This window comes from Pedobacter sp. NJ-S-72, assembly GCF_053890575.1.
On record NZ_CM132681.1, the window covers coordinates 877,138 to 889,963 of the forward strand.

General features: G+C 38.3%; 13 protein-coding genes. 6 read left to right on the forward strand and 7 right to left on the reverse strand.

The genetic code is table 11. The features are described from left to right. The first annotated feature begins 104 nt into the window (after positions 1-104). The 3 genes from ACWYN3_RS05760 (at position 105) to ACWYN3_RS05770 (ending at position 1,685) form a co-directional block, all read left to right on the forward strand. A complete protein-coding gene (locus tag ACWYN3_RS05760) occupies positions 105-653 on the forward strand; it encodes an RNA polymerase sigma factor (protein WP_456220284.1) in 549 nt (182 codons plus the stop codon). Beyond that, a complete protein-coding gene (locus ACWYN3_RS05765) occupies positions 634-921 on the forward strand; it encodes a hypothetical protein (protein ID WP_456220285.1) in 288 nt (95 codons plus the stop codon). Before ACWYN3_RS05760 ends, ACWYN3_RS05765 begins: the two co-directional genes overlap by 20 nt. Positions 922-1,007: 86 nt before the next feature. Further along, positions 1,008-1,685, forward strand: a complete 678-nt coding sequence (locus tag ACWYN3_RS05770; protein ID WP_456220286.1) for an ATP-dependent Clp protease proteolytic subunit — start codon at positions 1,008-1,010, stop codon at positions 1,683-1,685. Between the two features lies 1 nt (position 1,686). On the opposite strand, the gene ACWYN3_RS05775 is transcribed toward ACWYN3_RS05770, so the two are convergent. Genes ACWYN3_RS05775 through ACWYN3_RS05790 form a run of 4 tightly spaced genes read right to left on the reverse strand, consistent with a single transcriptional unit; the run spans position 1,687 to position 5,347 of the window. Beyond that, positions 1,687-2,472, reverse strand: coding sequence for a hypothetical protein (locus tag ACWYN3_RS05775; RefSeq protein WP_456220287.1), 786 nt, complete (start codon positions 2,470-2,472; stop codon positions 1,687-1,689). 32 nt (positions 2,473-2,504) lie between these two features. After that, positions 2,505-2,999, reverse strand: a complete 495-nt coding sequence (locus ACWYN3_RS05780) for a hypothetical protein (RefSeq protein WP_456220288.1) — start codon at positions 2,997-2,999, stop codon at positions 2,505-2,507. 6 nt (positions 3,000-3,005) lie between these two features. Beyond that, the gene (locus ACWYN3_RS05785) at positions 3,006-3,296 is read right to left on the reverse strand and encodes a fibronectin type III-like domain-contianing protein (protein ID WP_456220289.1); all 291 of its coding nucleotides are present in this window, start codon (positions 3,294-3,296) and stop codon (positions 3,006-3,008) included. Between the two features lie 35 nt (positions 3,297-3,331). Beyond that, the gene (locus tag ACWYN3_RS05790) at positions 3,332-5,347 is read right to left on the reverse strand and encodes a glycoside hydrolase family 3 N-terminal domain-containing protein (protein ID WP_456220290.1); all 2,016 of its coding nucleotides are present in this window, start codon (positions 5,345-5,347) and stop codon (positions 3,332-3,334) included. Between the two features lie 227 nt (positions 5,348-5,574). On the opposite strand from ACWYN3_RS05790, the gene ACWYN3_RS05795 reads away from it, so the two are divergent. Beyond that, entirely contained in the window at positions 5,575-7,911 is a 2,337-nt protein-coding gene (locus ACWYN3_RS05795) for a GH92 family glycosyl hydrolase (protein WP_456220291.1), read from the forward strand. A 6-nt stretch (positions 7,912-7,917) separates the two neighbouring features. On the opposite strand, the gene ACWYN3_RS05800 is transcribed toward ACWYN3_RS05795, so the two are convergent. Next, positions 7,918-9,429 carry a M61 family metallopeptidase gene (locus tag ACWYN3_RS05800; RefSeq protein WP_456220292.1) on the reverse strand — a complete coding sequence of 504 codons (1,512 nt, stop codon included), beginning with the start codon at positions 9,427-9,429 and terminating at the stop codon, positions 7,918-7,920. A gap of 728 nt (positions 9,430-10,157) precedes the next feature. Here ACWYN3_RS05800 and ACWYN3_RS05805 point away from each other — a divergent pair. Beyond that, positions 10,158-10,430, forward strand: a complete 273-nt coding sequence (locus tag ACWYN3_RS05805) for a DoxX family protein (protein WP_456220293.1) — start codon at positions 10,158-10,160, stop codon at positions 10,428-10,430. Between the two features lie 222 nt (positions 10,431-10,652). Further along, positions 10,653-11,051, forward strand: coding sequence for a glyoxalase superfamily protein (locus tag ACWYN3_RS05810; protein WP_456220294.1), 399 nt, complete (start codon positions 10,653-10,655; stop codon positions 11,049-11,051). Positions 11,052-11,088: 37 nt separating this feature from the next. Here ACWYN3_RS05810 and ACWYN3_RS05815 read toward each other — a convergent pair whose 3' ends face one another. Next, entirely contained in the window at positions 11,089-11,451 is a 363-nt protein-coding gene (locus ACWYN3_RS05815) for an isochorismatase family protein (protein ID WP_456220295.1), read from the reverse strand. 277 nt (positions 11,452-11,728) lie between these two features. Then, a complete protein-coding gene (locus tag ACWYN3_RS05820; protein ID WP_456220296.1) occupies positions 11,729-12,391 on the reverse strand; it encodes a hypothetical protein in 663 nt (220 codons plus the stop codon). Positions 12,392-12,826: the final 435 nt, after the last annotated feature.

The window sequence follows — 12,826 nt, forward strand, 5'->3', positions numbered from 1 at the left end:
TGATTCAGGATTAAAACAATCATAAGATCCAGTGTGAAAAATAATTACAGAATTTAGGTGATATTTGAAGTTATATAAGCACATACTATTAAAATATAGTAGTTATGGATCTAAAGCCAGATAAAGAAAAAATACGAAACGACCATGAAACTTTACTCATGTCACTGTATCAGGATGCTTTTCCTCTTGTGGCAAGTCATGTGAAGAAAATGGGAGGCTCGTTCGATGAAGCTAAAGATATTTTTCAGGATGCCCTGATCATTTATTATGAGAAAGTTCAGCATACAGGGAAAACACTTCAGTACACTGAAAAAGCATATCTTTTTGGCATTGCAAAATTCCTTTGGAATAAACGGTATAAAGTGGCCAGTAAACAATTTTCTCTTGATCTCAATAATGATCTTGATGCTGTTGATTCCGTCTATGAAGAGATCTCTTCATCCAGATTGATCCACTTACTGCAAACAGCAGGTCAGAAATGTCTGCAACTGCTAAGCGCTTTTTATTATGAAAGACTGAATATGGAAACCCTTGCAGAGCGATTTGGATTTTCAGGCCCAAGATCAGCAACAGTTCAGAAATTTAAATGTCTGGAGAAAATAAAAGAAACTGTAAAAGAAAAATCGTTAAGTTATGAAGACATCATGGAATGAGCTGCTCCTGATTGAAGATTATCTTTTATCAGTTGGAAAAGAAGCAGATAGCATCCTGCTTGAAGCCCGTATTATATTAGAACCAGATTTAAAGGACAGTATTTTCTGGCAGGAAAAAACGTACAGTCTGATCCGGCAATACGGAAGACAGCAGCTGAGAAAAGAAATAGAACAAGTGCATGAAAAGTTGTTTACAGCTCCGGAACACTATTCTTTCAGGCAAAAAATCATGCAGCTTTTCGGTAAAAACCTTTCGCTTTCGCATTAATTGAAAAAAAACAACTATATCTCTCTATTCAGGAGAGCAGGGAAACTTATGCCTGAAATTTAAAAAAAAAAAAAAACACACAGAATATGAACAAGAACGAATTTCGCAATTATGCAGTAAAACATCATCGTATCAATAGTTTATACGTAGATGGTTATATCAACCGGATCTCATCTAATACAGGCCCAATTGCTATGACGCCTTATATAACTGAAGAACGGCAATTAAATGTGGCACAGATGGATGTGTTTTCAAGATTGATGATGGACAGAATCATCTTTTTGGGGGAGCCTGTTGATGACAGGAGTGCTAATGTTATACAGGCACAATTACTCTTTTTACAGTCCGCTGATGCACAGAAAGATATCCAGTTATATGTTAATTGTCCTGGTGGTGGAGTATATGCCGGGTTTGGGATTTATGATACCATGCAGTTTATATCGCCGGATGTGGCTACAATTTGTACCGGGGTTGCTTTGTCTATGGGCTCTGTATTGCTGTGCGCTGGCGCTGAGGGCAAACGTTCAGCGTTGAAACATTCAAGGGTGATGATTCATCAGGCCAGCGGCGGTGCACAGGGGACGGCTATGGATATGGATATCAGTATAAAGGAAGTACTAAAAGTTCAAACCGAATTATACCATATTATTGCGAAACATAGCGGTCAGAGTTATGATAAGATCAACGAAATTGCTGCCCGTGATTACTGGATGACGGCAGCTGAGGCTAAACAATTTGGTATGATTGATGAGGTATTGGATTAGTCTATTTACTGTTTTGATTGGCCCAATCCCTGAATTGACCTATTGCTTTGCTTAACACTCCAGCAGACCCTTTAAATTTACCTGATCCTTCAGGTAAATTTCCTTTGCCATACCACTCATAAAAACCTTTGTTTTTTACTACGCGATCTATCATAGGACGAACTTCTTCATATGCTTCTTTTACGAAACCATTTGCAATGAGTTGCTGGACCATTCTCGCACCAAACCAGGTCCAGTCGCCACCATTTTGATAGTTATACGGTCTGGACATTCCTCCGGTAAAAAATCCTTCGGGATAGGTAGGGTATAAGGTCAGGCCAATACCAGGCATACCAGAACGCTTTACATTTTCTACCATTTTCTTGTTGACTGTGGCAATTTCTTCTTTAGAAAGTAAGCCTGCCTCTATTGCAACCGCGGTGCCACCGTGATAGAAGATAGTGTTTTCGTCGAAGCCGGCTGGGATAGGGGATTTGCCAGGATAAATATGTGGAATGAATTTCTGGTTTTTTGTGTCCCAAAGATGTTTTCTTACATTCTTATAAATCCCTTTTTTTAATCGGGTCCATTGCTCGGCTTTATGTTTGTCTGGTACAACATCTGCTAAATATTGCAGCGCAATAATGAACATGGCGTTATCATAAACATCGATAGCTTCGTTAGACAGTTCGTTCCAATCACAGCCAAAGGTGTCGTGTGGTTGAACATCACCCCAGTCTGCCGTCATTGCTCCCCAAAGTAAACCGTATTGCTTGTTGTAACGTTCGAGCAATAGGTAATCAATCATTTTCTCTATTCTGGTCAGCACGGTTAAACCGGCTATTTTTTCATTGAGCAGGCCAGTATCTCCGTTTTTTTTTTTTTAATATATTTTCCTACCAACTGGATAAGTGACGTTTCCTGATCAGTTTCAACAGTGTTTTTAAATCCTACATGACCCGGGGCTGCACTGGAGTAATATGGCGTATCATCATTCCATGTAAAGTCTTTTTTTAGCACATAGCCATCTACCATCTCATTGTTCTCTTGCTGGAGGGCGAAGAAGAGTAGGATTGCTCCCCGGACATCTTCTTTCGAACGCACATCTAAAGAGGTTTCAATCAATGTATTAAAGTCTCGTGCCCAGATCTGAGAGTAACCACTTCCAGCATTGAAGCCTTCTTTAATTACATCTCTTGCCAGATTGTCGACGATAGTTAACGAAGAGTCAGCAAGGATTTGAGCGGCTAATTCCTTATTTTGGGCCTTTCCCTGAGTAGTACAGGCGGTCACCAAAAAGGCAGAGTATAGGATATAAATGGAATATTTTCTCATGTTTAATTAAATGTCCAGTTGTTTTTGTAGTTGTATTTTATCAGAAGCTGATCCGATCATGATGGTAAATGTGCTGCGGGTTTCAAATACTTTTTTCATGTCCATATCAATGATGGACAGGTCATCTGCTGTTAGTACAAATTCTACTGATTTTGATGCTCCCGCTTTGAGTTTAATACGTTCAAAATGCTTCAATTGACTGATAGGCTGAGCTGTTGAAGCAAACTGATTTTTTAAGTATAGCTGGGCTACTTCGTCTCCATCATATGGTCCGGTATTTTGTAAGATGAAGGACACCCGATAAGTTCCTTTGGTTGTTTCTTTGCTGATGTTCAGGTCATGATAAGCAAAAGTCGTATAGCTTTTTCCGTAACCAAACGCATAGCGTGGAGTTGCTTCTTCTTCGACATAACGAGGTCGAGCGGGCTTTTTCTATTGTAATGAACAGGGATTTGTCCAACACTTCTCGGTACGGAAATAGGGAGTCTCCCAGCGGGATTATAATCTCCAAATAATATATCTGCAACTGCTGAACCACCCTCCTGACCGGGGTACCAGGCGCAAAGCAGTGCATCCGAATTTTCGGCAGCCCAGTTCATGTTCAGCGGCCGGCCTTGTATATAGATGATAACAAGAGGTTTCCCCGTCTTTTTTAATGCCTTTAATAAATCCATTTGCTTACCAAGCAGGTCTAATGTGGAGCGGTCAAATCCTTCGCCACTCTCCATATCTCCTACAGTTTTATCTGTTGCAATTGCAGCTCCTGTTGTAGCGTATGCTGTCTTGAAATCCCGGGCACTGGAGCCACCTGCTACTGCGATGACCACATCGGCTTCTTGTGCAGCTGCGATGGCCTGAGGGATGGTATTTTCTGTGGTGTCACGAATGGAACATCCTTTAACATAACTTACTTGCGAGGCAGATAGTTTGGCGCGAATTCCCTGTAATATAGTGATCACATCTCCTTCAGCTTGTGGGGCTGTATAATCACCCAGCATATTGTATACATTGTCTGCATTAGGGCCTACAACAGCAACCCTGATTCCCTTTTTCAATGGGAGAATGTTATTCTTGTTTTCCAATAGAATGATAGATTCTTTGGCAACCTGACGGGAAAGTAAGATTTGTTCTTGCGTTTTAATTCCCTTTTTAGCTTTTTGGGGATTTACAAATGGATGTTCAAATAACCCCATCCCGAACTTTAGACGGAGTACTCTTGATACTGCGGTATCAATAAAACGTTCCTCAATTCTTCCTTTTTCAACAGCTGCGATCAGGTTGGGATAAGCATTTCCTCCGAGATCCGCATCTAAACCAGCTTTGAGTGCCAGGATAGCAGCTTCGGTGTAATCCCGCGCGATGCGATGACTTCCCTTTATACCTTCTATACTTCCTAAGTCAGATACTGTAAAACCTTTGAATCCCCATTCTTTAATTAAAATATCCGTCAATAAGAAACTATTGGAACTACAGGGGATGCCATCTATGGAATTATAAGCGGCCATAATTGATTTCGCTCCGGCATTTACAGCTGACTGAAAAGGAGGGAGGTAATACTCACGAAGTTCCCGCTCGCCAACGCTGGCAGCCGCTCCGTTGTGTCCTCCTTCCGGAATTGCATAGGCTACAAAATGTTTGAGTGTGGCTATTGTGCTAAATGGATTAGAAAGCTTTCCTCCTCCCAGGCCTTTGATGATGGAAGCAGCAAGCGTACCGGTTAATACAGGGTCTTCACCATAACTTTCTTCCACACGTGACCAACGAGGATCACGTGATAAGTCCAATACAGGACCATAGCTAATGTGGCCTCCTTGCAAACGCACTTCTTTTGATACACATTCCGACATCTTTTCCAATAATGATGGGTTCCAGGTGGAAGCTTGACCAATACCAGTTGGAAATACGGTGGTGCCAATCGCCATATGGCCATGAGGTGCCTCTTCTGCCAAAAATATCGGAATACCAAGACGTGTGTTTTTTAGTATATATTGCTGTAACTCATTCGCTGCTTTGGCTGCCATCTCGGGGTTAAGACCAGTGGTCAGGGTTTTTTGTGTCCATGGATCGGCCCTGAATGTTGCCCAGAGCATCCCAATCTGTTTTTCAGCAACAATGTCCTTGAATTTTTGAGATACTTTAACCTTATTTCCTTGTCGTTCGTACATTTCCCATCCCAGGGGACTTAAAAGTTGACCTACTTTCTCTTTGAGCGTCATTCTTTTAATTAAATCCTGAGTTCTTAATGCTATAGATTGACTGGCGTCTTTGTAGAGCGGTTGCTGGCAATAAGAACTCACAGGTAATGAAAGAAAAGTACAGCAGGTCAATATTGTAAGTCTATTCATCATTTGATTTCTAATTATATGTACATACAAGTATAGTGAAATTTAAATATTACCTTATGATAATTAAATTTATTCCTGTAGATCAGTGGGACTAAAGCTTCTAATTGCTTGTTTTTTAATGTATTTTGGATTGTTAAGAATTTAAAATATATTTGGTGATTATGTATGTACATTTTGATGGTCTCCATTTTGTGTTCGCCGTTTCTTTAGTAAAACCAAAACCTTAAATCATGATGAAAAGGATTGTTTTCCTCTTATTAGTTAGTATTCAAGCGACCTTCCTTTATGCACAGAAAGAAGATGGACCAGTTCAGTATGTGAAGCCAAACATCGGGTCTGCGCATAGCCGGTACTTTTTCTATACCCCCGCAGCAGTTCCTTTTGGTATGGCCAAATTAGCACCCAGCACGAATGGAAGTGAAGGCAATCCATCGGGATGGGAAGCCGTAGGATATGACGATCGCCATAGTTCCATAGAGGGCTTCGCAAATTTTCATGAGTTTCAGATTGGCGGGGTAGTATTTGCACCAACAGTAGGGAAACTGAAAACATTTCCTGTAAGTAAGAAGGAGGAGAAAAATTCAGGATATAGATCTTCTTTTGATAAGTCTGACGAATATGCTACTGCTGGATATTATCGGGTGCTTTTAAAAGATTATAATATTAAAGCAGAGCTTACCGCTACTGAGAGGGTTGGTTTTCATCAATATACTTTTCCAGAAACAGATGATGCCAATGTTATATTTGATATTGGGCATAAAATGGGCGAGAGCGGACCGGTGCTCGATGCAAAAGTGACTTATGATCATGGTCATGTATGGGGCTACGTGGTCACCAAACCTGTATATGTTCAGAAATATCAGGAAACAGCAAATGTGACCATGTATTTTTATGCAGTGCTTGATAAAATACCCACCTCTTATGGTGTATTTAGGGACAGTACACAGTTTAATGGACTCAAGACCATTCAGGGAAAGGGCGCTGGAATATATTTGAAGTTTAAAACAAAAAAAGGTGAGCAAATTGGAATTAAAACAGGTCTTTCTTATACTTCTGTAGACAATGCAAAACTCAATTTGACGAAGGAAGCTTCAGGATTAACTTTTGCAAAAGCAAAAGCTAATGCTATTCAAAATTGGAATAAGTCATTGGGCAGAATTGAAGTAAAAGGTGGACTGGAACAAGATCGTATTAAGTTTTATACGGGGCTCTTTCATGCGCTTTTAGGCAGAGGCCTGGCAAGTGATGTGAATGGTGCATATCCTAAAAATGATGGGGGAATAGGGCAGATTCCACTACTAAAAAATGGTAAGCCGCAATATCAGCATTACAATACAGATGCCATTTGGGGTGCGTTCTGGAACCTGACTCAATTATGGGCCATTGCCTATCCTGAATACTATAACGACTGGGTACAAAGTCAATTACTGGTTTATAAGGATGCAGGCTGGCTTGGTGATGGTATTGCCACTAGTAAATACGTATCTGGTGTTGGAACGAATTTTACAGGACTGGCGATTGCAGCGGCCTATAATGCAGGAATTCGGAATTATGATGTTCCTCTTGCCTATCAAGCTGTACGAAAAAATGAATTGGAGGCTAAAGACCGGATTCCCGGTGCTGGAAAGCTGGATGTTGGTGTTTTTGTGGAGAAGGGTTATTCACCATATGTGAAGGATCAGACTGGTAGCCCGGAGTTAAATACCGAAGGCTCTCCTTTTGGGGCTTCTCATACCCTGGAATATTCTTTTTCTGCCTCTGCAGCGGCAACTTTCGCTAAGTCTCTTCACAAAACAAAGGATTATAAACAGTTGACTAAACTCTCAGAAGGTTGGAAGTTACTATATGATCCCACTACAAAATTCATCAGACCTAAGGATAGTAAGGGGATGTTTTTAGATAAGTTTAATCCTTTTGAACCCTGGAAAGGCTTTCAGGAGGGTAATGCCTGGCAGTATACATTTTATGTACCTCATGCGCCAGAGCAGTTGGTGGGCTTGATTGGAAAGGAGACTTTTAGCAGTCGACTGGATAGTATTTTTACCATTTCGCAGAAAAATTCATTTGGTGGGGGAACGCAGATTGATGCGTTTGCCGGGATTCAGGGCTTGTATAATCATGGGAATCAACCAAATTTACATGTTTCCTGGTTATTCCATTATGCAGGAAGGCCAGATCTGAGCCAAAAATGGGTTAGGGCAATTTGTAATGAATTTTATGGTACTGATGGTATACATGGTTATGGATATGGTCAGGATGAGGATCAAGGGCAGCTGGGCGCATGGTATGTATTGTCTTCAATGGGGCTCTTTGATGTAAAAGGACTAACGGGACCTGATCCTTCTTTTCTAATAGGAGCGCCATTGTTTGAGACGGTGAGGATTAAACTTCCTAAGGAGATACGGAAAAATGAGTTCCTGATTAAAGTTCGTGAACAGCATCCAGATCATTTTTATATTCAGCGTGGAAGGTTTAATGGAAAGCAGGTGAATGAGTTGTCACTTAAATTTGAGGATTTAGTTAAGGGTGGGGTACTTGAGTTAGTACTTGGCAACCAACCTAAATAGGGAGCTTTATTGGTTTATCCATGCTTTTCTTAACGAAAGCTGATCGATCGAAGGATTCTTAATTTCGACAACAGTCTTCGCTGATTCATTGTAATCAAGTCCTACCTTTAGTAAACTCTCTTTTAAAGGAATTGGTCGTCCTGTTTCAACGTAATTATTAAAAAACTGACGAATCTCAGGGAATGTCAGTGCTGTAATTACGTTAAACAAGTCTTCATCTTTAAAAGGTTTTTCAGGACCATATTTTTTAATCAGCATCTGCATTAATTCTTGTGTCCCAATATTTCCATTGGAAAGTTCTCTTAAGCGAATATCAAGACATAAACCTAGCAAAGCCCCTTTTTGGTAAAAATTCATATACTGGTCCTGCATTTTGATGGCATTAGTACTGATCTCAGTCATAGACAGTCTATTATTAAATCCGTCCATACCCTTAATTTTTCCTTCAATATTTTTAAGAAACTCCTGCATGTTAATCATATGTTGCTTTATGGGCATATGTATGGTAGCATATTCGGTCATACCTTCATAAAGCCAAAGATGTTTGGACAGTATAGGATTAAGGAAATTGAAATTCTGTACTTCCTCAGAATGGATACTGAGTGGAGTTAATATATGAAAAAATTCGTGTGAAGCGACACCTATTAAGGCATCAGGAAGTTTATCTAAAGTTTTCGAACCATACAAGCACATTGTCGAATTGCTGTGCTCAAGGCCATCAGCCATCAGCCCTTTTGGGATTTTTTCGTGGTAAATCAGAAATGCATATTTATTAACGGGCAATTTACCTCCAAGGTATACTTGCTGATTTTTTAAAATTGTTTCTATTTTGGTGGCCAGAGTTTTTGAATAGGATCGATTCTCCTTTGAATAAAAAGAAACAAGGACATTTGTATTCCCAATTTTTATCCACGTGGTATCAGGTACGCAATAAAGTACAGGCGCATCGACCAGGTGACGGTAATCTTTTGCTGAAACAATATCTGTTGTATCGTTTTTACTGATATAGTCCAAAGCTGACGAGGGATAGAATTCTCTGTTCTTTTTTACCGTAACAATGTAGCCTCTATTTTTAATCTCATCGAAATAGCCTACCAGAGAATTATAATTAATTACAAAGACACTATCTTTTTTATACATACTTTCGGGAGATTTTGCACTTTGAATATTTTGCATCAGATACTCCCAGCCACCTGATACCTCATAGGTTATTTTAACAATATTCTTTAAGTTAGGTACGATCCATGTATTTGTATCTAATCTTTTAACTGCGATATTCTTTCCCTTTTTGTTAAAAGCCCGGAATTCTGAAATATATTGACCAAAGTTCAGTGCGTCATAATAACCAGGAATTAGCTTAGGCATAACAAATTTTCCCTCTTGCAGATTGTTTTTAGGTGGGGAAAAAGAAACATGTATTTTGTTGTTTTTTTCGTTAATTAAGTTGATTTCGTATTGATAACTATTGATTAGAGATTGTGCCGGTAGTCTCGATGATGAAAATACCAAGCATTGCAACGAGTAGGAGGAACTTATTCATTGTCTTAATTTCTATTGTTTAAAGACTGATTTACTTTTTTAGTATAAAAAGGAATGATTATTTTCAATGTAAGTAAAATACATAATAAGAAAGCTAAATCAAATATTATTGCCAAACTCTATAAAAAGAGTAATTGGATTTTACTGAGCTAGGTAAAAGGAACAATTGCTGGAGCTTGATATAATAATAGGTCTGGACTTTGCGTTTATAACAAACGTATGTTCGTTAAAAAGAAAGAATTTATAGATTTGATTAAACTTGTCATCTTTACGGCTTTTATTATATCTGTTGTCTTTATTACGTCCTGCCCTATAAAAACAGCAATATGGTCGTTAATAACTAATGAGGATTCAATCTCATTAATAAAGGACATAAATACTGATGTAACAGTTTCTGCAAATCCAGAACCGGTAATCTGTAGTCCAGCTTTTTTTATTGAAAAACATAGTTCTGAAAGTTATTCGAGCTCTTTAGAGAACCCTTCTCTTCTGCTCTGGTAGTTTTTGGTTTTTGGTCTTTTTCGATAAGAACTTCCCTATTAAGGCACTACCGGACTATCACTAAATGTATTCGTTTACAATTTAGACACTCCTTATTTATAAGGTTTTGTTCATTCCTTTTATGATCCTTATTCATAAATAGTTACGTTGCTATCCAATTAGCACATTGTCTAAAAATTATTGAAATGTTGAACTTCATAAAGTAAATGTTATGCTTAAAATTATTTTTTTCTCAGAATACAAAATATAACCTAAATGCATATGCCGTTAGTAGAATCCTAATTGGTGTGTTTTTCTTAATAACAGGTCTTAATAAATTATTTAATCCTGTCTTTCAGGCCTCGATGTTAAAGACTATTACCGGAATAGGTTTTCCGCACCCTCAATTTATAGCAAATTTTACTGCTGCAAATGAAGCATTTTTCGGGTTACTTTTAGCAATAGGCCTTTTTACAAGATTCAGTGCTATTGTTTTTTAAATATAATTTTATTTACAGCGTTATTCTCGTTCGATATACCAAATCACATACCGAAGGAACTTGAGCCTTTTACCTGGTATAGTTATTTTATGTACTTACCTCAGGTCTTGTATATTTTATTTCTATTTAACGCCATTTTTATTGGCGGAGGGCCGATAAGTATTGATGATAGATTATCTAAGGAAAAATAGGTGTAAATTGTGTTTGTTAAATGATATAACTATGTTAAAATATGCCATACCCATATTAGCTTCATTAAATGAAGAAGAAACTGTTAAGTTTTATACTGAAAAACTAGGGTTCACTTTCCATTCGAGCTGGGATGGATATTTAATATTCAGTCGCGACGGGGTTAATATTCATTTATGGCCTGCTGAAGATCCGGAGATTGCCAAATCAACTGGATGTTATGTAAATGTGACTGAAGTCGATAAACTGTATGCAGAGTTAAAAGCAAAAGGGGTTATCCATCCTAATGGGGGCCTGGAAAATATGCCCATGGGAAATGGCAGCAGTTCAGTGTTCTCGATAATAACGGTAATATTATCAATTTTGGGGAAGATATATCGGGACGAGGCATGTAGGAGTTGCCGCCTTAGCTTAGACATTAATTTATTTTAAGCTAAGGTAACAACTCCCTTTTTTGAAAAACATGTTGTTAAATAACAGTTCCACCCTTTAGCTGGAAGTCTTTCTTAGCACGTTCATATCTTTCTAAATCTATCGGCTTAGAAGCGTACTCAATAATACTTGATTTAAAACCTAAATCTAACGCATCATTAGCTGTGTAGTACACACAGTAATCGGCAGCCACTCCGCAGACGGCTACCTCTGTAACTCCTCTTCCCTTAAGGTAATCGGCCATGCCTGTTGATTTCTTTCTGCCATTATCAAAAAAACCGCTGTAAGTATCAATTTCTTTATCCATCCCTTTTCTAAAAATAGCCTCAATAGCATTCGTTGAAAGTTCTGGAACAAATTCTGCGCCCTTTGTTTCCCTGTATACAAATGCTCTGGCCATAGCACCTGATTTAATCCGTTTAATGATATTTCTTCAAACGGTGTTTTATTGGGGTGGGAAGTATAGAAACTTTTATGACCTCCTGGATGCCAATCTTGTGTGGCTACTACCAGATCATATTTTGACTGTAATTGGTTAATAGTCTGGACGATTTCATCACCATGGTTAACGGCTAAAGTGCCCCCTGGTAAAAAATCGTGCTGTACATCGATAATAATTAAAGCATTCATAAATAAGGGTTAAATGTTGTTAATTTAAAGAATACAGGGCATTAGACTTAAATTTTTGTTTTAAAATAGTCACTTACTTTTGACACCTTTTCTACCCAGGCACCCGAATTGGACTGTAAAACGTATTCACTCATTCCCACCTCATTTGCTTTGGGAGCCCAATCATAGGTATAACCCAAACGCGTCCAGGGGTAATGGTAATCTGCTGTAGCTGATAATGCCCGATAATAGGCAAAAACAATATAATTGTTAAACCATGAGGTGAAAGTTCCGGGATTATTATTGCTTAGTGCAGCACCAGTTCTTGTCGTTGTGATAACTGGGTTGCCCGCTGGCCTATACAAACGTTCTGGGTTTACCCAAATCTCGGCGATATGCGTATTGCTTAGTTTATTAGCAGGGGGCAGGCCCAGCAACTGACAGATACGCATTGTTGTATCACTTGTTGCAGAGAAAGAAGAACCTATGCGTGCTTTCATTTGTTGTGGGATGAATAGCCACGATTCACCCCATGAAGTGGTGATTGAATCACCAACCGGATAGCTAGATGGATAACGCATATAGCTAGCCAGCAAAACATGCGGCTTACCATTAATTGTTTTCCATTTCAAAGAAGTGTTTGCAGGAGTTAATGCCCATAATGTATCAATTATCTCAGAACTATCAGCAACCATTGCATCCAGTATGGCATTTTGATACAACTGGTTCATCGAAAGTACAGGCGGTTCTGGCTTTGATGGAGTAACATGTCTTTTTTACACCCAACAAGTGTACCAAGTATAAGTAAAGTACATAACAATAAATGAGAGTAGTTAATTGTGTTTTTTTTCATAGAATTTAAATTATGTTTAAAAATTGAATTTTAAAGATAATGTAAAAATATATTTATGTTTTAATGTGAAAATTTTGACTTATAAATATGTATTTCTAATTTTTAACGAAAAAACCGGTTTGTTTTGGTGTATGTGTTGAAATTAACTATTCTTACACAGTGGAAATTGTATTTATTCAAGTTGTTCATCTTTTCATATAAAACCCGATGATTAAGAATAACGGTTAGTTAAGGACGTAATGAATAAATAATATTGCGTTGTTCATTCGTATATTAGTGGTAAAAATCATTTATCTAAAAAGAAAAACCGGCT

Excerpts from the sequence above, each read along its gene's own strand:
- ACWYN3_RS05760 (WP_456220284.1), top strand. The coding sequence starts at position 105 with ATGGATCTAAAGCCAGATAAAGAAAAAATACGAAACGACCATGAAACT.
- ACWYN3_RS05765 (WP_456220285.1), top strand. The coding sequence starts at position 634 with ATGAAGACATCATGGAATGAGCTGCTCCTGATTGAAGATTATCTTTTA.
- ACWYN3_RS05770 (WP_456220286.1), top strand. The coding sequence starts at position 1,008 with ATGAACAAGAACGAATTTCGCAATTATGCAGTAAAACATCATCGTATC.
- ACWYN3_RS05775 (WP_456220287.1), bottom strand. The coding sequence starts at position 2,472 with ATGATTGATTACCTATTGCTCGAACGTTACAACAAGCAATACGGTTTA.
- ACWYN3_RS05780 (WP_456220288.1), bottom strand. The coding sequence starts at position 2,999 with ATGAGAAAATATTCCATTTATATCCTATACTCTGCCTTTTTGGTGACC.
- ACWYN3_RS05790 (WP_456220290.1), bottom strand. The coding sequence starts at position 5,347 with ATGATGAATAGACTTACAATATTGACCTGCTGTACTTTTCTTTCATTA.
- ACWYN3_RS05795 (WP_456220291.1), top strand. The coding sequence starts at position 5,575 with ATGATGAAAAGGATTGTTTTCCTCTTATTAGTTAGTATTCAAGCGACC.
- ACWYN3_RS05805 (WP_456220293.1), top strand. The coding sequence starts at position 10,158 with ATGTTATGCTTAAAATTATTTTTTTCTCAGAATACAAAATATAACCTA.
- ACWYN3_RS05810 (WP_456220294.1), top strand. The coding sequence starts at position 10,653 with ATGTTAAAATATGCCATACCCATATTAGCTTCATTAAATGAAGAAGAA.
- ACWYN3_RS05815 (WP_456220295.1), bottom strand. The coding sequence starts at position 11,451 with ATGGCCAGAGCATTTGTATACAGGGAAACAAAGGGCGCAGAATTTGTT.
- ACWYN3_RS05820 (WP_456220296.1), bottom strand. The coding sequence starts at position 12,391 with ATGAACCAGTTGTATCAAAATGCCATACTGGATGCAATGGTTGCTGAT.